The 23,215-nt window shown below is 64.3% G+C and carries 22 protein-coding genes (1 of these 22 only partly in view); 9 read left to right on the top strand and 13 right to left on the bottom strand.

The features are described from left to right. Positions 1-2: 2 nt before the first annotated feature. The 4 genes from htpG to IVA80_RS21075 all read right to left on the bottom strand — a co-directional run bounded on the left by htpG (position 3) and on the right by IVA80_RS21075 (position 4,242). A complete protein-coding gene (htpG, locus tag IVA80_RS21090) occupies positions 3-1,880 on the bottom strand; it encodes a molecular chaperone HtpG (RefSeq protein ID WP_247434600.1) in 1,878 nt (625 codons plus the stop codon). A gap of 119 nt (positions 1,881-1,999) precedes the next feature. Continuing rightward, positions 2,000-2,440: a hypothetical protein gene (locus IVA80_RS21085; protein ID WP_247434705.1), complete on the bottom strand. Its 441-nt coding sequence runs from the start codon at positions 2,438-2,440 to the stop codon at positions 2,000-2,002. A gap of 247 nt (positions 2,441-2,687) precedes the next feature. Then, entirely contained in the window at positions 2,688-3,287 is a 600-nt protein-coding gene (locus IVA80_RS21080) for a nuclear transport factor 2 family protein (protein ID WP_247434596.1), read from the bottom strand. Positions 3,288-3,435: 148 nt separating this feature from the next. Continuing rightward, positions 3,436-4,242, bottom strand: a complete 807-nt coding sequence (locus tag IVA80_RS21075) for a response regulator (RefSeq protein WP_247434594.1) — start codon at positions 4,240-4,242, stop codon at positions 3,436-3,438. A 220-nt stretch (positions 4,243-4,462) separates the two neighbouring features. Here IVA80_RS21075 and IVA80_RS21070 point away from each other — a divergent pair, with 220 nt between their 5' ends. After that, the gene (locus IVA80_RS21070) at positions 4,463-4,696 is read left to right on the top strand and encodes a NepR family anti-sigma factor (protein ID WP_247434591.1); all 234 of its coding nucleotides are present in this window, start codon (positions 4,463-4,465) and stop codon (positions 4,694-4,696) included. Then, positions 4,696-5,244 carry a sigma-70 family RNA polymerase sigma factor gene (locus tag IVA80_RS21065; protein WP_014491704.1) on the top strand — a complete coding sequence of 183 codons (549 nt, stop codon included), beginning with the start codon at positions 4,696-4,698 and terminating at the stop codon, positions 5,242-5,244. The genes IVA80_RS21070 and IVA80_RS21065 overlap by 1 nt, the downstream gene beginning before the upstream one ends. Before the next feature lie 98 nt (positions 5,245-5,342). Here IVA80_RS21065 and IVA80_RS21060 read toward each other — a convergent pair whose 3' ends face one another. The 8 genes from IVA80_RS21060 to IVA80_RS21025 all read right to left on the bottom strand — a co-directional run bounded on the left by IVA80_RS21060 (position 5,343) and on the right by IVA80_RS21025 (position 14,547). Continuing rightward, positions 5,343-6,050 carry a nitroreductase gene (locus tag IVA80_RS21060; protein WP_247434588.1) on the bottom strand — a complete coding sequence of 236 codons (708 nt, stop codon included), beginning with the start codon at positions 6,048-6,050 and terminating at the stop codon, positions 5,343-5,345. 116 nt (positions 6,051-6,166) lie between these two features. Then, positions 6,167-7,411 (bottom strand): acyl-CoA dehydrogenase, encoded by a 1,245-nt coding sequence (locus tag IVA80_RS21055; protein WP_247434584.1) that lies wholly within the window; start codon positions 7,409-7,411, stop codon positions 6,167-6,169. A gap of 133 nt (positions 7,412-7,544) precedes the next feature. Continuing rightward, on the bottom strand, positions 7,545-8,789 hold the full coding sequence (locus IVA80_RS21050) for an acyl-CoA dehydrogenase (protein WP_247434581.1): 1,245 nt from the start codon (positions 8,787-8,789) through the stop codon (positions 7,545-7,547). A gap of 118 nt (positions 8,790-8,907) precedes the next feature. Next, positions 8,908-10,035: an acyl-CoA dehydrogenase family protein gene (locus tag IVA80_RS21045; RefSeq protein WP_247434578.1), complete on the bottom strand. Its 1,128-nt coding sequence runs from the start codon at positions 10,033-10,035 to the stop codon at positions 8,908-8,910. A 191-nt stretch (positions 10,036-10,226) separates the two neighbouring features. Continuing rightward, positions 10,227-12,098 (bottom strand): AMP-binding protein, encoded by a 1,872-nt coding sequence (locus IVA80_RS21040; RefSeq protein WP_247434575.1) that lies wholly within the window; start codon positions 12,096-12,098, stop codon positions 10,227-10,229. A 44-nt stretch (positions 12,099-12,142) separates the two neighbouring features. Continuing rightward, entirely contained in the window at positions 12,143-12,949 is an 807-nt protein-coding gene (locus tag IVA80_RS21035; protein WP_247434572.1) for an enoyl-CoA hydratase/isomerase family protein, read from the bottom strand. Positions 12,950-13,134: 185 nt separating this feature from the next. Then, positions 13,135-13,893: an SDR family NAD(P)-dependent oxidoreductase gene (locus tag IVA80_RS21030; RefSeq protein ID WP_247434568.1), complete on the bottom strand. Its 759-nt coding sequence runs from the start codon at positions 13,891-13,893 to the stop codon at positions 13,135-13,137. A gap of 54 nt (positions 13,894-13,947) precedes the next feature. Next, complete coding sequence (locus IVA80_RS21025) at positions 13,948-14,547, bottom strand: TetR family transcriptional regulator (RefSeq protein WP_247434700.1); 600 nt, start codon at positions 14,545-14,547, stop codon at positions 13,948-13,950. Positions 14,548-14,760: 213 nt separating this feature from the next. Between IVA80_RS21025 and IVA80_RS21020 the strand changes: the two genes are divergently transcribed. Together IVA80_RS21020 and IVA80_RS21015 are read left to right on the top strand one after the other, a co-directional pair. Further along, complete coding sequence (locus tag IVA80_RS21020; RefSeq protein WP_247434565.1) at positions 14,761-15,933, top strand: acetyl-CoA C-acetyltransferase; 1,173 nt, start codon at positions 14,761-14,763, stop codon at positions 15,931-15,933. Positions 15,934-16,084: 151 nt separating this feature from the next. Further along, complete coding sequence (locus IVA80_RS21015; protein WP_247434562.1) at positions 16,085-17,629, top strand: acyl-CoA synthetase; 1,545 nt, start codon at positions 16,085-16,087, stop codon at positions 17,627-17,629. A 4-nt stretch (positions 17,630-17,633) separates the two neighbouring features. Here IVA80_RS21015 and IVA80_RS21010 read toward each other — a convergent pair whose 3' ends face one another. Beyond that, on the bottom strand, positions 17,634-18,176 hold the full coding sequence (locus tag IVA80_RS21010; protein ID WP_247434559.1) for a methylated-DNA--[protein]-cysteine S-methyltransferase: 543 nt from the start codon (positions 18,174-18,176) through the stop codon (positions 17,634-17,636). A gap of 135 nt (positions 18,177-18,311) precedes the next feature. Here IVA80_RS21010 and IVA80_RS21005 point away from each other — a divergent pair, with 135 nt between their 5' ends. From IVA80_RS21005 to IVA80_RS20985, 5 genes are all read left to right on the top strand, one after another. Beyond that, the gene (locus tag IVA80_RS21005) at positions 18,312-19,130 is read left to right on the top strand and encodes an alpha/beta hydrolase (protein ID WP_247434557.1); all 819 of its coding nucleotides are present in this window, start codon (positions 18,312-18,314) and stop codon (positions 19,128-19,130) included. 2 nt (positions 19,131-19,132) lie between these two features. Further along, on the top strand, positions 19,133-19,945 hold the full coding sequence (locus IVA80_RS21000; protein WP_247434554.1) for an alpha/beta hydrolase: 813 nt from the start codon (positions 19,133-19,135) through the stop codon (positions 19,943-19,945). Positions 19,946-20,136: 191 nt separating this feature from the next. Further along, positions 20,137-20,814: a GntR family transcriptional regulator gene (locus IVA80_RS20995; protein WP_247434551.1), complete on the top strand. Its 678-nt coding sequence runs from the start codon at positions 20,137-20,139 to the stop codon at positions 20,812-20,814. A gap of 156 nt (positions 20,815-20,970) precedes the next feature. Then, a complete protein-coding gene (locus IVA80_RS20990; protein WP_247434548.1) occupies positions 20,971-21,771 on the top strand; it encodes a phytanoyl-CoA dioxygenase family protein in 801 nt (266 codons plus the stop codon). 191 nt (positions 21,772-21,962) lie between these two features. Further along, a protein-coding gene (locus IVA80_RS20985; protein ID WP_247434545.1) for a Gfo/Idh/MocA family oxidoreductase crosses the window boundary here: on the top strand, positions 21,963-23,215 show its 5' portion. 61 nt of this gene lie beyond the right edge of the window; 1,253 of the gene's 1,314 nt are visible here — the first part of the coding sequence; its start codon is at positions 21,963-21,965; its stop codon lies beyond the right edge, outside the window.

The following is a 23,215-nucleotide window of genomic DNA, read 5'->3' as shown; positions in this document are numbered from 1 at the left end:
AACTACCCGCCGAGCCCCTGCAACACCAGCCGGTTCAGCCTTGCCGCAAACGCGGCAGGGTCTTCCGGCAATTCGCCGTCCAGGATCTGCGCCTGTTCGAGCAGGAGCAGGCTGAGATCGTCGACCACTTTGGAGCCGGCCTGCGCCCTGATGATCGCCGTCACCAGCGGATGGCGCAGATTGATCTCAAGGATCGGCTTGGCCTTCATGCCGCGATTCTGCTGCGACAGGATGCGCTCGAGCTCGCGGCTCGGGCCCTGGCTATCGGCGACGAGGCAGGAGGCGGAGCTGGTGAGCCGCGTCGAGACCTTGACGTCGCTGACGCGTTCGCCGAGTGCGGCCTTGATCACCGCGATGGTGGCGGCTTCGTCGGCGACAGGCTCGTCCTTCTTCGCCTCGTCCGCATCGTCAACGCGCGGAATCAGGTCGAGATTGAGATCGCCCTGGCTCAGCGACTTCAACGGCTTGCCCTCGAATTCCGTCGGCATCGAGGTCCAGAAGGCGTCGACCGGATCGGACAGAAGCAGCACCTCGAGGCCGCGCGCGGTCGCCGCCTCCAGCCGCGGATTGGACTTCAGCCGCTCGATGCTGTCGCCGACGAGATAGTAGATCTCGGTCTGATTCGGCTTGAAATCGGCGATGACGTCCTTCAGCGAACGCTTCTCGCCCGAGGTGGTGGTGAAGCGCGACAAGGACAGCAGCTTCTCGCGCCGCTCGAAATCCTCGTAGATGCCTTCTTTCAGCACTGCGCCGAAGGCGTCCCAGATCTTGGCAAAGTTCTCCGGGTCCTTGTCGGCAAGGCTTTCGAGTTCGTTTACCACGCGCGTCGCCACCGCTTTACGGATCTGCACGAGCTGCGGATTGTTCTGCAGCATCTCGCGCGAGATGTTCAGCGGAAGATCCTCACTGTCGACGACGCCGCGGATGAAGCGCAGATAGCCCGGCAACAGATCGGCGTCATCCGTGATGAAGACGCGGCGGACGTAGAGCTTGACGCGACCTTTACGCGAGGGCTCGAACAAGTCGAACGGTTTCGTCGACGGCGCGAACAGCAGCACGGCGTAGGAATAGCGGCCTTCGGCGCGGTAGTGCAGCGTCATCGCGGGATCGTCGAAGGCGGATGCGATCTGCTGATACGCCTTCTTGTAGTCCTCGGCTGTCAGCTCGGACTTGGAGCGCTGCCACAGCGCGCTCGCCGAATTGATCTGGCGCGGCTCGCCCTCTTCCGGCACCAGCTCGATCGGGAACAGGATGTTGTCGGAATAGGCGCCGACGATGCGCTCGATCTCGTAAGTCTCGAGATATTTCTTGGCGTCGTCTTTCAGGTGCAGGACGATCTCGGTGCCGCATGCCAGGCGCGCCGCTTCCTCATCGCTTGCGCGCGCAATCTCGAAGCCGGAGCCGCCGGAGGACGTCCAGGTCCACACGTCGCTCTCGCCGGCACGGCGGCTGACGACGACGATTTTCTCGGCGACCATGAAGGCGGAATAGAAGCCGACGCCGAACTGGCCGATCAGGCCGAGCCCGTCCTTGGCCTCTTTCAGCTTCGAGACGAAAGCCTTGGTGCCGGAGCGGGCGATGGTGCCGAGATGGTCGATCAGCTCCTGGCGCTCCATGCCGATGCCATTGTCGGCGACCGCGAGCGTTCCGGCCGTCTTGTTCGGGATGATTCGGATCTTGGGCGCGTCGCCCTCGCCCAGCAGCGCCGGATTGGCGATGGCCTCGTAGCGCAGCTTGTCGCAAGCGTCCGAGGCGTTGGAGACGAGCTCGCGCAGGAAGATGTCGGTCTCGGAATAGACGGAGTGCACCATCAGATGCAAAAGCTCGGAAACCTCGGCCTGGAAAGGCTGCGTATGCGCGGCCGTATCTGACGTCGTCATGCGTTTACCCGGTCAATCAAAGGAGGAGGAAACCCGGGATATAACGCGAGGGGATGGGGGATCAAGTGGACGTGAAAAATCGCCCTCCCGGCGGAGGGCGATTTGTCCTTTGGACTGGATCAGGTCACACAACGACCGGGCTGGAGCAGCTTGGCGACCTCGGTCAGGGAGCTGACCATCGGCTCGCAAGCGATCGTCGGCCTGTTGCCGGCCGGCCTTTTGTTTTGCAGCAGCACCGGCGGCTTGGCGTTGCCAGTCTCGATCACCGCGGGGACCCGCAGCAGCACCGAGGTATCGGCCAGATCGTTCAGGCGCATCGACACGGTGCGCGTGGGAATCGGGGCCTGCTTGATCTCGGCGAACCGGTCCGCCTTGCCGGAACGGTTGACGTTGTGACCCGCATTTTGGCTTGGCACGTCTTGATTTGGTATGTCGGCGACCGCCTGCCAGCGGTCGGCCAAATCATGGCCGGAGGCCAGCTGCACGGCGCCCACCTGGACGGCGCCAAGCGTCGCCGCGATCGCAACGGCACCAAAAAATACCTTTTGAATCTGTGACATGGCTATCGACCCTCGCCCCATGGCGATGATGGAACAACGCGGGCGGAGGATCAGGGGTTCTCGGCAGTTACGATCACTTAACCGTGTGCGACAAATGTCGCAGGTCCGCAAAATATTTCGCAGGGCCTGGAACGACTCTCGCGGACAGGAGTCGTCTCAGCAGCCGGCTATTCCCCCCTGCCCCATAAGCCGGCGACGTAGGGCGCGACTGTGGTGATGCCAGTCGCGCCTTACTTTTGTCTGGGCTTCAGTTCGCCTTCCCCGCGAGCCAGTCCCGCCCTTCGCGATAGAGCGTCTCGACCTCAGGCCCGGTCAGGCCCGGCATGTCGCGCTTGACCTTGTAGCCGATCAGCTCCTGCATGTAGGCGAGGTGGCGGTAGCCTTCGGGCAGCGCGGCGAGCGCCTGCTGGTCGAGGCGAAGTGTCGCGGCGGGATCGACCGGGTCGATCCGGTCCTTCTCGTAGATCGGCTGGCGGCGGACGATGCCCCATTGGCCCTGCCGCTTCTCCAGGAAATCGTAGAAGCGTCCAGTGCAGACGACGTCGCAGAGCACGTCATGCACCGGGGCGCGCTGCGAGATCGTCATCTTGGTCTGGGCGATGGCACGCTCGCCGGACAGGTCGATGCTGGTGCCGCCAAGGAAATGCAGGATGCGCACGCCCTTGGCGAATCCCTCCTGGCTGACGCGCATGAAATCCCGCGCCGCCCCCTGAAACCAGGTGGCGGACATCCAGCCTTCTTCGTGCCAGACCGTGGCAAAGCGCTCCCAGTCACCGGCATCGCGCCACACTGCCCAGTTCTCGACGAGGTCGCGGATGGCGAGGCGATCGAGCAGCGCTTGGTCCATGGCACATCTCCGGTTGAGGCGATGCATGAGGTATGAGCGGCGAATTCGACGGCCGTCAAGCTTGGCAGCGGGCACGAAAAAAACGGCGTGCCTTGCAGCACGCCGGATCAGATCGTATTCGCGAAACTTCGGACCGCCGCCGCCTTGCTTACGCCGCAGGCGCTTTGGGCGCGCGGTTGCGCGAGTTGCGCTGGAAGAACAGTGCCTGGCTCGCCACCGCCGACACCATCGCGGGCTGGAACGGCTTCGAAATCAGGAACGCCGGCTCGGGGCGCTCGCCGGTCAGGAAGCGCTCCGGATAGGCGGTGATGAACACCACCGGCACCTCGAAGGTGCGCAGCAGCTCGTTGACGGCATCCAGGCCCGACGAGCCGTCGGCGAGCTGGATGTCGGCGAGGATCAGGCCCGGCCGCTTGTTCTTGGCCAGCGCCACTGCATCGGCATGGGTGCGCGCGACGCCGACAACGTTGTGGCCCAAATTCTTCACTAGGCTCTCGAGGTCCATGGCGATGAAAGTCTCGTCTTCGATGATCAGCACGTCGGTAGCGATCTCGGCCGCCATCTCGCGTCCTGCCGCGTCGGCCAGCCGCCGCGTCTCGGCAACATCGGTGCCGAGGATGTAGCCGACTTCCTCTTCCGAGAAGCCCTCGAGCGAGAGCAGCAGAAACGCCTGCCGCGGCAGCGGCGTGATATTCGACAGGCGCCGCTCCGGCGGCATCGGCAAGGTCGTCACCTCGGCATCGTCGTTGACGGAGACCGAATTCCAGATCTGGGTGAACAGCCGGAACAGGCCCGCGCGCGCACCATGGGCCTCATCAAGCACGGACGGATCCCCCAGCATGGCTTCCAACATGGCTGCGACATAGGCGTCTCCGGAGGCCTGGCTGCCCGTCAGGGCGCGCGCATACCGGCGCAACAACGGCAAGTGTTCAGCAACGAGCTGTGAACGGGACATCCCCACTCCATTCATGTTCGGGCCGAGCTTGAAGCACCAGGCAACACGAGGGGAGGCCCGGGTTCCCCTGCTGGCTGACTACGCCTCAGGCCAAGAAAAGTTCCGCTTATCTGGGAACTTTTTGTCGAACCTCGAATTGTGCCTATCCAGGGAACGGCTCCCGGTTGAGAAAACCTCTCGATTTTACAGTCACTTAACTCGGGGAAACGTGGAACAGGTCATGAAAGATCTCAAGTCTCAAGCCAGCAAAAGCACGACCCCCGGCAAGGGAGGCCTCACTCCGGAGATCCAGTCCCGGATCGGGCATCAGCTGCGCGCCATGTACGATGACGTGGTACGGCAGGGGGTTCCGGACCGGTTCGCGGAACTGATCAAGAAGCTTGATGCGCCCGGAGGCGCATCCCAAGTGGAAACTGACGGGGGCTCCAACGACAACAACAATGGGAGGGATTAATGCCTCTCACGGACTCCCTACGTGACGACATCCTCGCGGCCGTGCCCAGTCTGCGCGCGTTCGCGATCTCGCTGAGCGGCAATGCGGATCGCGCCGACGATCTTGTGCAGGAAACGCTGCTGCGTGCGCTCGCGAACATCGACTCGTTCCAGCCCGGCTCTAATCTGCCGGCGTGGCTGTTCACGATCCTTCGCAACCTGTTCCGCTCCGACTATCGCAAGCGGCGGCGGGAGGTGGAGGATGCCGAGGGCAATTATGCCAAGACGCTGAAGACGCAGCCCTCGCAGAACGCGCATCTCGAGTTCGAGGAGTTCCGGGGCGCGCTGGAGAAGCTTCCGCAAGACCAGCGCGAGGCCTTGATCCTGGTCGGCGCCTCCGGCTTCTCCTATGAGGATGCGGCCTCGATCTGCGGCTGTGCGGTCGGCACGATCAAGAGCCGTGTCAATCGCGCGCGCTCGAAGCTCGCTGCGCTGCTCTATGTCGACGGCGCCGAGGATTTCGGGCCCGACGAGACCGTGCGCGCCGTGATCGGCGGCAGCGGCGGATAGCGGGCGGCGTCAATCGATGCGAGACGAAATGTGAAGGCGGCCGTTCCCGCGGCCGTCTTCGCGCGCGTGAAACTGATGGCGCGGGTGAAGCCGCTCGATCATTCGTCCACGAACGTGACGGTGTCGGCGACGCTCGCGCGCGAGGTACGGTAGCTGTTGACCTTGTGGGCGTGGTCGGCATAGCCGAACGAGATGCCGCAGACGACGCGGCGGTCGTCGGGCAGGTTGAAGTGGCGGCGGATCAGGCCGGAGTGGCGCGCGAGCGCGGCCTGCGGAACGGTGCCGAGCCCGAGCGCCTGCGCGGCCAGCATGAAATTGGAAACATACGCACCGCAATCGATCGCACCGTAGATGCCGAGCGGCTCGTTGGTGTGAATGATCGCGACATGCGGCGCGCCGAAAAAATTGTAGTTCTCCAGCGCCTGCTTGGCGTAGGCCATCTTGTCGGCGCGGGCGATGCCGAGCGTGTTATAAAGCTGGAAGCCGCTCTCGCGGCGGCGCTCGAGATAGACGCCGACATATTCGCGCGGCGGGGTGAAGTCGTAATCGTCTCCCAATCCGCCCGACGCTTCCTTGTAGATCGCTTGGCGGAAGCGCTCCTTGGCCGCGCCACTGGCGATGGTGACCTGCCAGGGCTGGCTGTTACACCAGGACGCCGTGCGCTGCGCGGTGGTCAGCACATGCTCGATGGTCGCGCGATCGACCTCCTTCGGCTGGAAGGCGCGGACGGAGTAGCGCTCGTTGAGAAGCTCTTCGAGCACGCCGATGCGGTCTTCGGTGGAGTGAGTGGGCGATTTCGCATCCATGGCGCGGCCTTTTCATCTGCGTAGGGTAGGTTAGCCGAAGGCGTAACCCACCTCTTTTGTTTCAGCGTCGGCAGAAGTGGTGGGTTACGCTTCGCTAACCACCCTACAGTCCTTCTTCAACGTCCCTTCGTCGGAATCTTGTTGTACGGCACGTCCTTGTCGACGCGGATGTCGCTGGGCAGGCCCAGCACGCGCTCGGCGATGATGTTGCGCAAGATCTCGTCGGTGCCGCCGGCGATGCGCATCGAGGGCGAGGACAGCAGCATCTGCTGGAACTGACCCTGCACCGTCTCCTCGTCCGCGCCGGTGAGAACGCCGGCCGCACCCTGGAGGTCCATGGCGTAGGTGGCGATATCCTGGAGCATCATGCCCGAGACGAGCTTGCCGATCGAATTCTCCGGGCCCGGCCGGTCGCCCTTCGAGAGCGCCGAGATCGCGCGGTAGCTGGTGTATTTCAGCCCGCTCGACTTCACCGCCCAGTTCGCAAGCTTCGAGCGCACGGCGGGATCGTCGATGGCGAGGCCATCCTCCAGCATCAGATTGGAGCAGAACTCGAACAATTCAGGGACGCCGGTCGCGAGCCGCGAGCCGATCGACATACGTTCGTTCATCAGCGTCGTCAGCGACACGCTCCAGCCCTCGCCGACAGCCCCGAGCCGCTGGCTGTCGGGAATCACCACATCTGTGAAATAGACCTCGTTGAACTCCTGCATGCCGTTGGCCTGCTTGATCGGGCGGACCTCGACGCCCGGGCTCTTCATGTCCAGGAAGAACATGGTGAGACCCTTGTGCTTGGGCACATTCGGATCGGTGCGCGCGATCAGGAGGCCATAGTCGGAATAATGCGCGCCCGAGGTCCAGATCTTCTGGCCGTTGACGACCCAGTTATCGCCCTTCTTCTCCGCGCGGGTGCGCAGGCCCGCGACGTCGGAGCCGGCGGACGGCTCGGAGAACAGCTGGCACCAGATCTCCTCACCAGAGGCGAGCTTCGGCAGATAGCGGCGCTTGGCATCCTCGCTGCCAAAGGCCATCACGGTCGGGCCGCACATGCCCTCGCCGATCTGGAACGGCTGCGTCAGCTTGCCGTAGACGCCCTCCTCCTGCTGCCAGATCACGCGCTCGATCGGCGTGGCGCCACGACCGCCATATTCCCTCGGCCAGTGCAGGCAGGCCCAGCCGCCTTCGGCCTTCTTCTTCTGCCAGGCCTTGCCGACATCGACAATGTCGTGCTTGGCGAGCCGGATGCGGCCGAGCGAGGATCTTGACAGCTCGGCATGCAGCTCCTTCGGTGCATTGGCCTCGACCCATTTGCGCGCGCTCTCGCGGAAAGCGGCTTCCTGCGGCGTGTCGTCGAAATTCATGGCGGACCTCTCAATCCCTTGCTCGGTGCGTAGCGTGGGCAAAGCGAAGCGTGCCCACCACCTTTCCCTCGTTCTCGACAGAATTGGTGGGCACGGCGCTGCGCGCCTTTGCCCACCCTACGATTCTACGAACTCATCTTCCCTTCGTCGGGATCTTGTTGAACGGCACGTCCTTGTCGACCCGGATGTCGCCGGGCAGGCCCAAGACCCGCTCGGCGATGATGTTGCGCATGATCTCGTCGGTGCCGCCCTCGACGCGCGTGCCCGGCGCGCGCAACAGCATCGCCTGGAAGCGGCCGGCGACTTCGGCATCTTCGGGACCACTCACCACGCCGGATGCGCCTTGCAAGTCCAGCGCATAGGTCGCGACATCCTGGACCATCGAACCCGCGACCAGCTTGCCGATGGAATTCTCCGGCCCCGGCCGTTCGCCCTTCGACAGCGCCGAGATCGCGCGCATGCTGGTGTAGCGCAGCCCGCTCGCCTTCACCGCCCAGTTGGCGAGCTTCGAGCGCACGGCGCGATCCTCGATCGCAGGACCGTCGTCGAGCATCAGGCTGGAGCAATATTCGAACAGCTCGGGAAAGCCGGTCGAGACGGCCGCGCCGATCGCGCTACGCTCGTTCATCAGCGTGGTCAGCGACACGTTCCAGCCGTCGCCGACCTCGCCGAGGCGCTGGTGATCGGGAATGCGGACATTGGTGAAATAGACCTCGTTGAAGTCGGAGGCACCACTCGCCTGCCTGATCGGCCGCACCTCGACGCCGGGGCTCTTCATGTCCAGGAAGAACATGGTGAGGCCCTTGTGCTTGGGCACGGTTGGATCGGTTCGGGTGAGCAAAATGCCGTAGTCGGAATAATGCGCGCCCGAGGTCCAGATCTTCTGGCCGTTGATCACCCAGTCGTCGCCGTCTTTCTCCGCGCGCGTGCGAAGCCCTGCGACGTCCGAGCCGCCGGCCGGTTCGGAGAACAGCTGGCACCAGACCTTTTCACCGGAGGCGAGCGGCGGGAGGTAAGTGCGCTTATGCTCCTCGCGCGCGAACGCCATCATGGTCGGCCCACACATGCCGTGGCCGATGATGAACATGCGGGACAGCTGGCCGAACGGACCTTCTTCCTGCTGCCAGATCACGCGCTCGATCGGCGTCGAACCGCGGCCGCCATACTCCTTCGGCCAGTGCAGACAGGCCCAGCCGGCATCGGCCTTCCTCTTCTGCCAGGCCTTTGCGACTTCGAGGATGTCAGCGTTCGTCAGCTGCGTGCGGCCGAGCGAGGATTTGTGCAGCTCCTCCTCATATTGCCTCGGCGCGTTGGCGCCGATCCAGGCGCGCGCGGTGGTGCGGAATTCGGCTTCCTGCGGGGTGTCGTCGAAGTTCATGGTCTCTCATCCTTCGCCGGTGCCGTAGGATGGGTAGAGCGAAGCGAAACCCATCTGTTAACCACCCGCGTCATGATGGGTTTCGCTACGCTCTACCCATCCTACAAATCACCAATGTTTACGCCGCGTTCTTCTTGCGCATGTGCTCGATCAACTGGTCTTCCCAATAGGTGAGGCTGCCGAGTCCCAGCGCCATGGCGTTGGCGCGGCGATAATACATGTGGCAGTCGAACTCCCAGGTAAAACCCATGCCGCCATGAACCTGGATGTTGTTCTTGGCGCAGTGCTGGAACGCCTGCGTCGCGCTGATGCGCGCGGCGGCGGCCGCTTCCGGCAGCTCGGCCGCGTTGGTCGAGAGCGCCCAGGCACCGTAATAGCTGTTGGAGCGCGCCAGCGTCGCCGAGACATACATGTCGGCCAGCATGTGCTTGACCGCCTGGAACGAGCCGATCTGGCGACCGAAGGCGATGCGGTCGAGCGCGTAATCGCGGCCCATCTCCAGCGCGCGATCGGCGCCGCCGACCTGCTCGAAAGCGCACAGCACCGCGGCGCGGTCAAGCATCTGAGTCAAAATGCTCCAGCCTTCACCGGCGGCACCGAGCGGCTCAGCTTTGCAATCCCTGAAAGTGATCTCGGCCTGCCCGCGGGTGGGATCGAGATTGGTGAGGCTCTTCACCTCGACTCCGCCAGCCTTGAGGTCGACAACGAACAGCGAGATATCGCCGTCGCGGCCGCTCGATCCCGTGCGTGCGGCGACCACAGCAAAGTCGGCGACCGCGCCGTCGGCGACCGGCTTCTTGACGCCGTTGAGCACGCCATTCGCAGCCGTCAGCTTAACGTTCTTCGGAGACGGATTGCCCTTGCCTTCGAACAGCGCCAGCGTGCCGATCGCCTCACCCGAGGCGATCGCCGGCAGCCACTTTTTCTTCTGGTCATCGCTGCCGGCAATCAGCAGCGCTTCCGCCGCGAGATAAACGGTCGAGGAGAACGGCACCGGCGCGTTCGCCCGCCCCATCTCTTCCGCGATCACGCAAAGCTCTAGATGACCGGCCCCAGCGCCACCGAACGCCTCGGGGATTGCAACGCCGAGAAAACCCATCTCCGCGAGGCCCTTCCAGAGCTCCTCGTCATAGGACGCCTTGCCGTCCAGCACGACACGCACCGCCTTCGGCGAACACTTCTCAGTGAGGAATTTGCGCGCCTGGTCGCGGAGCTGTTTCTGGTCATCGGAGAAATCGAAGTTCATGGCGGTTTACTCTCTTATTCGTTTATTTCATTGTCATTCATTGAGACCGTCATTCCGGGGCGCGACAACGTCGCGAGCCCGGAATCCATTTCGTCTTGCGTATGCGGCCTGATGGATTCTCTGATGAGCAATTGCGCATCAAAGCTCGCGCTGCGCGCGCCCCGGAATGACGAATGGAGAGAGTTGCGTCCTCATCGCAGCACGATCACATCCTGATCCGGCTTGTCGGCATAGAGCCGTTCCACCAGCTCAGCCCGACGTTCCAGGCCGGCGCGCTGGTTGATGTAGCCCTTGTCGGTGAGTTCGTTGCCGTCGATCGAGGGCGGCTCGTCCATCAGCATCGCGCGGGCGATGATGCGGCTGCTGGCGCGTTCACACTCCCGGTTGTGCGCTTCCAGCCCGCGCCTGAAGCAGGCAATCACCTCGGGGTGCTTCACCGCGGCCTCGAAACTCAGGTCGGGATTGCCGACGAGCTGGCGACAGGCATGCAGGTTCGGCCAGGCCAGCAGGCCGATGAAGGCGCGGTCCTGCCCCGCGACCAGTGCGTCATGCACGACGGGGGTCGCGGCCGCGATCGCATCGGTGCGGAGCGATCCGACGTGCACGAAGGTGCCGGTGGTGAGCTTGAAGTCTTCCACGACGCGGCCGGCGAAGATGATGCCCTTCAAAGGATCGCTGTCATCGACAAAAATGCCGGCGTCGCCGATGCAGTAAAAACCCTCCGTGTCGAACATCTTCTTCGTCAGGTCCGGCTGGCCGAAATAGCCGGGCGTGACGTTGACGCCGCGCAGCCGCAGCTCGTATTTCGAGCCGCATGGCACCATCTTCAATTCGACGCCGGGGAACGGCAGGCCGATCAGGCCGACGCGCTCGGTGTCCCAATAGGTGCCGGTCGAGGTCGGCGCCGTCTCGGTCGAGCCCCAGCCGGTGTAGAACACGATGCGTTCGCCGGTGGTCTTCACGGCGAGCGCCTGCATGCGGTCGTAGAGATCGTCGGGCAGCCGCGCACCGCCATAGGCCATGATCGTGAGGTTCTTGAAGAAGGAGCGGCAGAGCGCCTCGTCCTTCTCCATGGCGGCGGCGAGCGCGGCATAGCCGGCGGGCACGTTGGCGTAATAGGTCGGCGAGATCTCGCGCAGATTGCGCAGCGTCTCCTCGAATTGGCCCGGCATCGGCCGGCCATCGTCGATATAGAGCGTGCCGCCGTCGACCAGGATCGGGTGGAACGCCGCATTGCCGCCCATGGTGTGATTCCACGGCATCCAGTCGAGCATGGTCGCGATCGGGCCTTGCGGATCGCGTGGCCGCACCTGCATCATCATCGCAGCATTGGCGCACATCATCTCTTGCGTGTTGATGACGGCCTTGGGCATGCCAGTCGAGCCGGAGGTGAACAGCAGCTTGCCGACGGTTTGCGGCGTGATTTTTGCGATTGATGCTTCGACATCGGCGGTCACAGACGTTGCCGCGAGCTCGGCAAAACTGACGCTCTTGATGCCGTCGCAGGGACGCACGACGTGAACGACGGTGACGCCGGTGAGGTCGAGTGCTTTCAGCGCCTTCTCGAAAGTCGGACCGACTTGCACCATCACGACGGCCGGCTTGATCAGGTCGAACAGATATTTCAGCTTGACGTGATCGTGGCTCATCAAGGAGTAGGCCGGCGACACCGGAGCCGCCGGGACGCGCGCCTGCATCGCCGCCTGCGTCATCAGCGCGTGCTCGATCGAATTGCCGGAGAGGATCGTGACCGGGCGGCCGTCGAGCTTGAGATCGAGCAGCGCCTGCGTCAGCGCATCCACGCTGCGCTTGGCATCGCCGTAGGACACCTTGCGCCATTCGCGGTTCGGACCGCCGCGCTGCGCCAGCCAGATGCGGTCAGGCGCTTGCCTCGCCCATTTCGCCAGCGACGCTGGAAGATGCTTCTCGTAAGCCTGCAGCGGAATGCGCGACTTCAGGACCACCGTGCCGTCATCGCGACGCTCGACGTCAATGTCGCGCGCCAGCCACTCGACCTTGCGAAAGGCGGGCTTCGTCATCACCGCCGCCGCGCTCCGACTCATTTTGCGTCTCCCGGAATTATCGTCCTTTACGGATCGTTCTCGTTTCAGCGCCTGATATAGACAGGCTTTCGCTTCTCAAGGAAGGCCCTGATGCCTTCCGAAAATTCCTCGGAGCGGCTGCACAGGACCTGATTGCGGTCCTCCATCGCGATCACGGCTTCCAGCGAACCGGCATCGACGCTCATGTTGAGACATTCCTTTGACAGGCGCAGCCCCACGGGCGAGGCCGTCATCATCGCATCGACATACGGCTCGGCCGCCGCATCGAGCTTGTCCTCGTCCACGACCTCGGAGACGAGTCCGACCGCAAGCGCGCGCTCGGCGCCGATGAAGCGGCCCGTGAGGATCAGCTCGGATGCCACGGAGACGCCGACCAGCCGCGGCAGAAAGTAGCTGGTGCCGATGTCGCAGCCGCCGAGGCCGAGCTTGATGAACGCACAGTTCATCCGCGCAGATTTCGTCGCGATACGGATGTCGGACGCAAGCGCCAGCGCAAAACCGCCGCCAGCCGCCGCGCCCTGCACCAGCGCCAGAATCGGCTGCGGACAGCGCCGCATCAGCATCACGATATCGGCAATGCGGCGTTGCGAGTCGAGCGACTCGGTGACACCTGGCGGCTCCTGCTGCCCGGCCCGACGCGCCATCGCGGCCCTGAGGTCGAGGCCGGCGCAGAAATTCCTGCCGGCGCCCTTCAGCACGACGACGCGCGTGTCGCGGTTGCGCTGGAGGTCCTGGAAATAGACGTTGAGCGCGTCGATCAGCGCGGGATCGAGCGCGTTGAGACTGTCAGGACGATTGAGCGTCACCCGGTCGACGCCGTCGTCATGCTCGATCAGCAGCGGTTGGGACATGGGAGAGCGCTCCTGCGTGCCGCTGGCGCGGTGCCGATTGCTGCGCCCTCTCCCCTTGTGGGAGAGGGCATGTACGCTGTGAGCCCAGAGTTCGCTTGGGTGAGGGGTCTGTACCCGCGGATGCAAACCCCTCATCCGGCGCTTTGCGCCACCTTCTCCCGCAAGGGGAGAAGGAAGAGCATCGCCTACCTCGGCGCCATGCGGATGGCGCCGTCGAGGCGGATGGTTTCGCCGTTGAGCATCGGGTTCTCGACGATGTGCACGGCCAGCGAGCCGTATTCGTTGGCATCGCCGAGACGCGAGGGATGCGGCACCTGGGCTCCCAAGCTCTTGCGGGACTCTTCGTTCAGACCCATCAGCAGCGGCGTCAGGAACAGGCCGGGCGCGATGGTGTTGACGCGGATTTTCTGGCTGGCGAGGTCGCGCGCGGCCGGCAGGGTGAGGCCGACGACGCCGCCCTTCGAGGCCGAATAGGCGATTTGGCCGATCTGGCCTTCGTAAGCGGCAACCGAAGCGGTGTTGACGATGACGCCGCGCTCTTCACCGACCGGCTCGATCGTGACGAGGCGCTCGGCGAACAGCCGCAAGCAGTTGAAGGTGCCGATCAAATTGACGTTGATGATGCGCGCGAACTTTTCCAGCGGATAGACGCCGTCGCGGCCAACGATGCGCTGCGAGCCGCCGATGCCGGCGCAGTTCATCAGCACGCGCGCGACGCCATGCGCGGCTTCCGCCTTCGCGATCGCCGCCTTGATCTGCTCCTCGCTCGTGACGTCGGCATGCAGCGCGACGCCCTTCACTTCAGCCGCGACTTTCTCGGCGTTTTCCTTGCTCTGGTCGATGACGCCGATCTTGGCGCCCTTGGCGGCCATGGCACGGGCGGTCGCGGCACCGAGGCCCGAACCGCCGCCGGTGATGAGAACGGCTACGTCTTTCAACTGCATCGCTTGTACCTTTCCTTGGGCGTTTCTTCTCTAGACTTCTGAGTTTCGGCCGGATTATCCGGCCGCGGCAGCTTCGTCGGCTTTGAGGATGCCGCCGCAGATCAGCGTTTCCATGTGCTTGATGTATTGCCGGCAGACTTCGTCGGTGACCGGGCCGACGCCGGTCGCGCGAGACATCGCGTGCCGGCCGAAGAACAGGTGATCGCAAGCGCCGATCAGGCTGGTGTAGAACAGCACCGGATCGGTCGCGCGGAACTCGCCGCGACTGACGCCTTCGGCGAGCAGGCGGCGATGAAAATCCAGCAGCGGCGCGACGAAGAACTTCGAGACCTCATCGGCGGAGCCTGCAACGCTCTCGTGCAGAAGATAGTGGATCAGCCGGTTCATGTAGGGAAACCGGTGATAGGCGCGGATGATGCCGGCGATATGCAGCTTCAGCTTCGCGGTCGGTGTGATCGGCTGGACCAGCAGATATTCGAGATTGGACAGTTCCGTTCCCGCGTCGCGCTCGAGCAGCGCCAGCAGCAGGCCATCCTTGTTGCCGAAGTGATATTTGACCAGCGCGGCGTTGGCGCCGGATTTTTGCGCGATGTCGCTCAGCGAAATCTCGATCGAGGAGCGTTCGATCATCAGCTCGCTCGCGGCCACGAGCAATTTCTCTGCCGTGGAATTCTTTCCGCTGGGGAGCCTGTTCGGTACGCTGGTGGTCACGGAGATCCCTGTTCTGCCGCTTGAAGCGGGCCGCAGATAAGCCGAAGCAGCGCCTCATCACAAGAGTTAATTGATCGATTGACTAAACGAGATCCCGCCCCTTAAATCCGCCCCGACAACCCATCACGATCCAGAACAATCCAGGGAGAGACCGAAATGGCCGAGGCTTACATCGTCGCCGCTGCGCGTACCGCCGGCGGGCGCAAGGGGGGCCGCCTCGCCGGCTGGCATCCGGCCGATCTCGCCGCAAAGGTGCTGGACGAACTGGTCGATCGCACCAAGGTCGACCCCGCCCTGGTCGAGGACGTGATCATGGGCTGCGTGATGCAGGTCGGCGAGCAGTCCAACAACGTCGCGCGCAACGCGATCATGGCCTCGAAGCTGCCGGAGAGCGTGCCGGGCACATCGATCGACCGCCAGTGCGGCTCCTCGCAGCAGGCGCTGCACTTCGCCGCTCAAGCCGTGATGTCCGGCGCGATGGACGTGGTGATCGCGGCCGGCGTGGAATCGATGACACGCGTGCCCATGGGCCTGTCATCGCAGCTCCCGGCCAAGAACGGCTTTGGCAACTACAAGAGCCCGGGCATCGAGACCAAATATCCGAACATCGTGTTCAGCCAGTTCACGGGCGCCGAGATGATGGCGGAGAAATACGGTCTGTCCAAAGATGAGCTCGACGAGTACTCCTACAACAGCCATCAACGCGCAATCGTGGCGACGCAAGGCGGTCACTTCAAGAAGGAGATCGTGCCGCTCGAGATCACCCGCGCCGACGGCTCCAAGGACACCCACCACATCGACGAAGGCATCCGCTTCGACGTCACCCTCGACGGCATCAAAGGCGTCAAGCTGATCGCCGAGAACGGCAAGCTCTCCGCCGCCAGCGCCAGCCAGATCTGCGATGGCGCCTCCGGCGTGATGGTGGTGAATGAGCGCGGCCTCAAGCAGCTCGGCGTCAAGCCGCTGGCGCGCATCCATCACATGACCATGATGGGCGGCGACCCCGTGATCATGCTGGACGCGCCGCTGCACGCCACCAAGCGTGCGCTGGAGAAGGCTGGCATGAAGATCGATGATATCGATTTGTTCGAGGTCAACGAGGCCTTCGCTTCGGTGCCGACCGGTTGGCTGAAAACCACCGGCGCCGATCCGGAACGTCTCAACGTCAATGGCGGCGCCATCGCGCTCGGCCATCCACTCGGCGGATCCGGCACCAAGCTGATGACGACGCTGGTCCACGCCCTGCATCAGCGCGGCAAGCGCTACGGCCTGCAGACCATGTGTGAAGGCGGCGGCATGGCCAACGTGACGATCGTGGAGCGGCTGTAAACTCTCTCTCGTGTCCCGGACGCGCTGCAGCGTGAAACGCTGCGGCGCAGAGCCGGGACCCATGCCTCACAGTGGATCCCGGATCTGCAACGCACCGCTGCGCGCTGCGTTGCGTCCGGGGAACGTCACTCCTAGCCGTGTAAACAGAGACATGACCCATCCCTCCATCCACGCCCGCAATACGCCCGACAAGATCGCCTACCAGATGGCCGGGACCGGCAAGGCGATCACCTATCGCGAGCTCGACGAGCTCTCGAACCAGGGCGCAAATCTGTTCCGCTCGCTCGGCCTGAAGGCCGGCGACCACATCGCGCTGCTGATGGAGAATCGCCTCGCGTTCATGGAGATCTGCTGGGCGGCACAGCGCAGCGGGCTTTATTACACGGCAATCAGCCGCTACCTGAAGCAGGACGAGATCGACTACATCATCGCCGATTGCGGCGCCAAGGTCGTGATCACCACACCGAAATGCGCCGACCAGATCAAGGAGCTGATCAAGGGCACGGCCGGCGAGCCGATCTTCTACATGATGGACGAACCCCTGCCCGGCTTCCGCTCCTATGACAAGGAAGCGGCAGCACAGCCGACAACGCCGATCGCGGACGAAGTCGCCGGCTATGACATGCTGTATTCGTCGGGCACCACCGGCCGGCCCAAGGGCATCAAGAAGGCATTCGAGGGCAACAGAATCGACGTGCCGAATGCGTTCCTGCGCGTGCTCTGCGCCGACATGTGCGGCATGAATGCCGACAGCACCTATTTGTCGCCGGCGCCGCTCTATCACGCGGCCCCCTTGCGCTTCAACATGATGGCCATCGTGCTGGGCGGCACCTCCATCATCATGGAGCACTTTGACGCCGAGGACTTCCTGAAGCTGGTCGAGAAATACGAGGTGGCGCAGTCGCAGCTGGTGCCGACCATGTTCGTGCGCATGCTGAAGCTGCCGGACGAGGTCCGCAACCGTTACAACGTCTCGACGCTGAAGGGCGCGATCCATGCCGCCGCGCCCTGCCCGATCGAGGTGAAAGCAAAAATGATCGAGTGGTGGGGGCCGATCCTGATCGAGTATTACGCGGGCTCGGAAGGCAACGGCGTCACCGTCTGCAACTCGCAGCAATGGCTGGAGCATCGCGGCAGCGTCGGCCGCGCCGTGGTCGGCAAGATCAAGATTCTGGACGAGAACGACGATGAGCAGCCGACGGGCGAGATCGGCACGGTCTATTTCGCCGACGCGCCTCTTTTCACCTATCACAACGATCCCGAGAAGACGAAGAAGGCCTACAATGCCAAGGGTTGGTCGACGCTCGGCGATGTCGGCTATCTCGACAAGGACGGCTTCCTGTTCCTGACCGATCGCAAGTCCTACATGATCATCTCGGGCGGGGTGAACATCTACCCGCAGGAGACCGAGGACATTCTGATCACCCATCCGGAGATCGCCGACGTCGCCGTGTTCGGCGTGCCGAACGAGGAGATGGGCGAAGCGGTCAAGGCGGTGGTGCAGCCGCACGACATGAAGCGTGCGGGCAAGGCGCTTGAGGCCGATTTGATCGCCTATTGCAAGGGCCGCCTGTCCGCGATCAAATGCCCGCGCTCGATCGACTTCGAGGCTGAGCTGCCCCGCACGCCGACCGGCAAGCTGGTGAAGCGCCATTTGCGCGACCGGTATTGGCCGAAGGCGGCGGCGAAGATTTAGCGCCTCAATCAAACAAGCTCGGCGTGTGGTTCACCAGCGCGCCTTCGATCTCGAGCATCTTCAGCTTCGTCACCACGCCGCCATTCGCCGAGAAGCCGCCGGGCTTGTTGCCGGCCGCGAGCACGCGGTGGCAGGGCACCACGATCGGGCAGGGATTGCGGCCGAGCGCCTGGCCGACATCGCGCGACAGCTGGACGCCGCCGAGTTGCTTGGCGATGTCGCCATAGGTAATGGTCTTGCCTGGCGGGATGGCACGGGCGATCTCGTAGACGCCGCGATTGAAATCGAGAACGCCGTCGAGATCGAGCGGAATGTCGGTGAGGTCGTCCGGCTCGCCCGCAAGCAATTTTGTGATGCGATCGATCGCCTCACGCACCTCGGCGGTCGGTTCGGCCTCGCTGGCATCCGTGTGGCGCTGGCTGATGCGGGTGCGGATCTTCTCCTCGTCGCCCATCGGCAACTGCGTGCCGTTGATGCCGCGCGGGCCCCAGGCGACGGCGCAAAGGCCGATCCTGGTGTCGAACAGGGCAAAATGCTGGTCGGTCATGGCTTGGTTCCTGGCTGCGCCCTCGTCGCATCCCCCCATTGTGAACTCTGCCTAAATCTAGGCTTGGAAATAGTTGCGATCCACCCGGTTTCCGGGAATCTTGCACAGGAGTTCCGCCCCTATCGCGAGTCCCTGATGCAAAGCCTCCACGTCAACGCATACGACATGCCCTATCTCGACGTGGGCGAAGTCAAAGGCGGCCCGCCGCTGGTCTGCGTGCACGGCTCACTCTCCGACTTCCGTGTCTGGGGCTGCGTGCTCGGCCCGCTGACGCAGCGGCACCGGATGATCGCTGTCAGCTTAAGGCACTTCTTTCCGGCGCAATGGGACGGCCTCAGTGACACCTATTCGATCGCCCAGCATGTCGACGACGTCATCGCCTTTATCGAGAAGCTCGACGTCGGTCCGGTCGACCTGATGGGCCATTCCCGCGGCGGGCATATCTGCTTCCGGGTGGCGCAGCGGCGGCCCGACCTGCTCCAGAGGTTGATCCTGGCCGAGCCCGGCGGGGAGCTCGATGCAACTCTCGATCCGGACTACGTCGGCGGTCCCTCGCCGCTGCTGGCGCGGTTCACGGCGTCGGCGGAGAAGATCGCGGCCGGCGATGTCGACGGCGGCCTCGCCGTCTTCGTCGACACGCTGGAAGGCGCCGGCACCTGGCCGCGGCTGCCGGCGATGGTGAAGCAGAATCTTCGCGACAACGCCATGACGCTGATCGGCCAGGTCCGGGACAATCGCCCGCCATTCTCGAAAGCAGATGCGGAATCGATCAGGATGCCGACGCTGTTCATCCTGGGCGCGCGAACCAAGGGCCTGCTGCCGAAAGTGCTGCATGCGCTCGCCGCGCACGTGCCCTATTCGAAGACGGCGATCATCCCGAACGCGACGCATCCGATGTTCGAGCAGGCGCCGCAAAAATACTCCGAAGTGGTCCTGGATTTCCTGGCGGGCTGAACATGCAGACATTTCGCGTCAACGGTTACGACATGGCCTATCTCGAAGTCGGAGACGGCCCGCCGCTGGTCTGCGTGCATGGCACGCTCGGCGATTTCCGCACCTGGTATTCGGTGCTCGGACCGCTGTCGAAGGCCCACCGCGTGATCTCGGTCAGCCTGCGGCACTTCTTTCCCGAGCATTGGGACGCCGTCGGCGACGACTACAAGATGGCCCAGCACATCGCCGATATGATCGCCTTCATCGAGCAGGTCAGGCCCGCGCCCGTGGACCTCATGGGCCATTCGCGCGGTGGCCACATCGCGTTTCGCGTGGCCCGGGCAAGGCCTGATCTCCTGCGAAAACTGGTGCTGGCCGAGCCGGGCGGCGATCTCGACGCCAGCCTGCCGGTGCCGGAAGGCACGCCCGCGCATCCGCCGCTCGCCGCACGCACGGCACGTTCGGTCGAGATGATCCGCGCCGGCGACCTCGAGGGCGCGCTGCAGAACTTCTATGAAGGCATCGAGGGCGACGGCTCGTGGCGGCGCGTGCCGGCGGCGGCGAAGCAGCAATTGCGCGACAATGCGCTGACCTTTCTCGGCCAGATCAACGAGCAGCGCAGGCCCTATACGCTCGCCGACGCGCAGGCGATCAGGACGCCGACGCTGCTGATCGGCGGCGGCGCGACCACCGGCAGCCTGTCGGTGATGTGGCGCGTGCTGGCCGAGCACATCATTGGTGCGAAAACGGCGGTGATTGCGAATGCCGGCCACTGGATGTTCGAGCAGGCGCCGCTGGCGTTCGGCGAGGCGGTAAATGCGTTTCTGGCGGAGTAAGCGGCCTCACTCTTCTCTTTTTCTCGAAAAACAACCCCATGCACAGTAGCCAGACTTAGCAAGATCAATGACTTAGCTGACCACTGAACCAAGGTCGGGGGCGGTGTCGGTCGCGCTTGACGCCCTTCAGGTCTCGGCGTATCTTCGAATACGGAATTCCGTATTCCTTATGAGCTCGCGGAGCTGCCGGCGTGATCCCTCTCGACCCGCTCCCGAACCTGATCGACCAGGTCTATGCGCGGATCCTGGAGGCGATCTCCGACCGCACGCTGCAGCCGGGCCAGCGCATCCGGCAAAACGAGCTCGCCGACAGGCTCGGCGTGTCGCGCCAGCCGGTGTCGCATGCGCTGCATTTGTTGCATCGCCAGGGGCTCGTCGCCGAGAGCGGCCGTCGCGGCTTTGAAGTCACCCAGCTCGATCCCTCGCGCATCCGCCAGCTCTACGAGGTGCGCGGCGCCATCGATGCGCTGGCCGCCCGGCTCGCCGCGGAGCGCGCAGGCACAGACGCGGCGGGACGCGCGCGGCTGGATGCAGCCCTCGCCGCCGGACGCCGCAGCGACGGCAAGACGACGCTTGCCGAGCTGATCGTGCTCGATGTCGATTTTCACCGCGCGATCTATCAGCTCGCCGGCAATCCCGTGATCGAGGAGACGATCGCGCCGCAATGGCCGCATATGCGCCGTTCGATGGCGACGGTGCTCGCCGAGCTCGACTATCGCGGCAGCGCGTGGGCCGAGCATGCGGTGATTGCCGGACACATTCTCGCAGGTGATGTGAACGCCGCCGAACGCGCGGCGCTGGCGCATGCGCAGACGGCGGGGCGGATGACCGAGGAGAGACTGAGGGCGACGGAGGAGGCGGCGGCTTAGGCTACAATCGCCGTCATGCCCGGGCAGAAGTGCGTCTTCGCGCTAGACGTCCCGGGCATCCACGTTCTTCCTGGACGTGGAACGAAAGACGTGGATGCCGGGTCAAGCCCGGCCATGAAGAGAGAGAACAAAAACAATCAATGGAGGAAACGACCCATGAAACTGTCTCAGGAGCAATTGGAGTTCTTCCACCGCGAGGGCTGGCTGTTCCTGCCCGAACTGTTCAGCCCGGAGGAGGTCGATCTCCTCGCGCGCGAGGCGATCGGCATCTATGACGCCAACCGGCCCGAAGTCTGGCGCGAGAAGAGCGGCGCGCCGCGCACCGCCTTTGCCGCGCATCTCTACAACGAGGCATTCCGCATCCTCGGCGCGCATCCGCGCATGATCGACCCGGTCGAGCAGCTGTTCGGCGAGCCGGTCTACATGCACCAGTTCAAGATCAACGCGAAATCGGCTTTCACCGGCGACGTCTGGCAATGGCACCAGGATTACGGCACCTGGAAGCGCGACGACGGCATGCCCGAGCCGCGCGCGATGAACATCGCGATCTTCCTCGACGAGGTGATGCCGATCAACGGCCCCCTGATGCTGGTGCCGCGCAGCCAGGACGCCGGTGATCTCCAGGCGTCTCATGACCTCGCCACCACGTCCTATCCGCTGTGGACGCTCGACGAGGACACCGTGACGCGGCTGGTCAAGCAGGGCGGCATCGTCGCGCCGACCGGCAAGCCCGGCGGCATGCTGATGTTCCACGGCAACCTGGTGCACGGCTCGGCCGGCAACATCACGCCCTACCCGCGCAAGATCGTATACCTGACGCTGAACGCGGTCTCGAACTACATCCGAAACCCGACACGGCCCGAGTACATCGCACATCGCGACTTCGCGCCGATCAAGACGGTGGACGACGACGCGCTGGTGCGGCTCGCCCGTGCGCCGCGGCAGGCGGCGGAGTAGGCTTCTGTCATTCCGGGGCGCGACGAAGTCGCGAGCCCGGAATCCATTTACCCGCATCGCTTGCGGCCCGATGGATTCCGGGCTCGAGGCTCCCGGGCCGCGCTCCGCGCGGTCCCGTCGCGTCGCCCCGGAATGACGAACGTTGATAGTTCGCGTCGCCCAACAGCCATAGCACTCTCGGACATTCACCCATGAACCTCTTTCGCCTCCTTCAGACCCGTGCCGCCGCCGGAAAACCTGTCCGTGTCGCGCTGATCGGCGCCGGCAAATTCGGCTCGATGTTTCTGGCGCAGGTGCCGCACACGCCGGGGCTGGAGGTGCCTGTTATTGTCGACATCGATCGCGACCGCGCGCGCGAGGCCTGCCGCACCGTGGGATGGGACGCGGCGCGGATCGCCGCAACGGTCTTCACCGATGACGGTGCGCGCGCCATTGCCGGCGGCGCGATGGACGTGGTGGTGGAGGCCACCGGCAATCCCGCGGTCGGCATCCGCCACGCACGCGCGGCCATCGCGGCTGGCAAGCATATCGTGATGGTCAATGTCGAGGCCGACGTGCTGGCGGGGCCTCTGCTCGCCGAAGAAGCGCGGAAAGCAGGCGTGGTCTACTCGCTCGCCTACGGCGATCAGCCGGCACTGACGGCCGAGATGGTCGATTGGGCGCGCGCCACCGGCTTCCGCGTCGTCGCCGCCGGCAAGGGCACGAAGTATCTGCCGGCCTATCACGAGGTGACGCCTGACGGCGTCTGGCAGCATTACGGCCTGACCGCGGGCGAAGCGCAGTCGGCCGGCATGAACCCGCAGATGTTCAACTCCTTCCTCGACGGCACGAAATCGGCGATCGAGATGGCCGCGATCGCCAATGCCTGCGGGCTCGACGTGCCCACGGGCGGCTTGCTGTTTCCGCCCTGCGGCGTCGACGATTTGCCACATGTGATGCGACTGCGCGACAAGGGCGGCGTGCTGGAGCGGTCCGGCGTGGTGGAGGTGGTGTCCTCGCTCGAGCGCGACGGCCGGCCGGTGTTTCGCGACCTGCGCTGGGGCGTCTATGTCGTGCTGGAGGCGCCGAACGACTATGCCGCGGACTGCTTCAGGCAATACGGCCTGAAGACCGACGCCAGCGGACGCTTCGCTGCGATGTACAAGCCCTATCATTTGATCGGGCTGGAGCTGAACATCTCGGTCCTGTCGGCGGCATTGCGAGGCGAGCCCACCGGCCAGGCCACAGGCTTCCGCGGTGACGTCGCCGCCGTGGCAAAACGCGATTTGCGTGCCGGCGAGATGCTGGACGGTGAAGGCGGCTACACGGTGTGGGGCAAGCTGGTGCCGGCGGCCGCGAGCCTGAAAGCCGGCGCGCTACCGATCGGCTTGGCGCATCGCGTGAAGCTGAGACAGGACGTCGCGCGCGGCGCAATGGTGCGCTGGAGCGACGTCGAATTCGACCC

Origin of the sequence: Bradyrhizobium sp. 139, assembly GCF_023074175.1 — a bacterium.
Taxonomy (GTDB): domain Bacteria; phylum Pseudomonadota; class Alphaproteobacteria; order Rhizobiales; family Xanthobacteraceae; genus Bradyrhizobium.
This window is presented reverse-complemented; position numbering and strand designations above follow the sequence as displayed.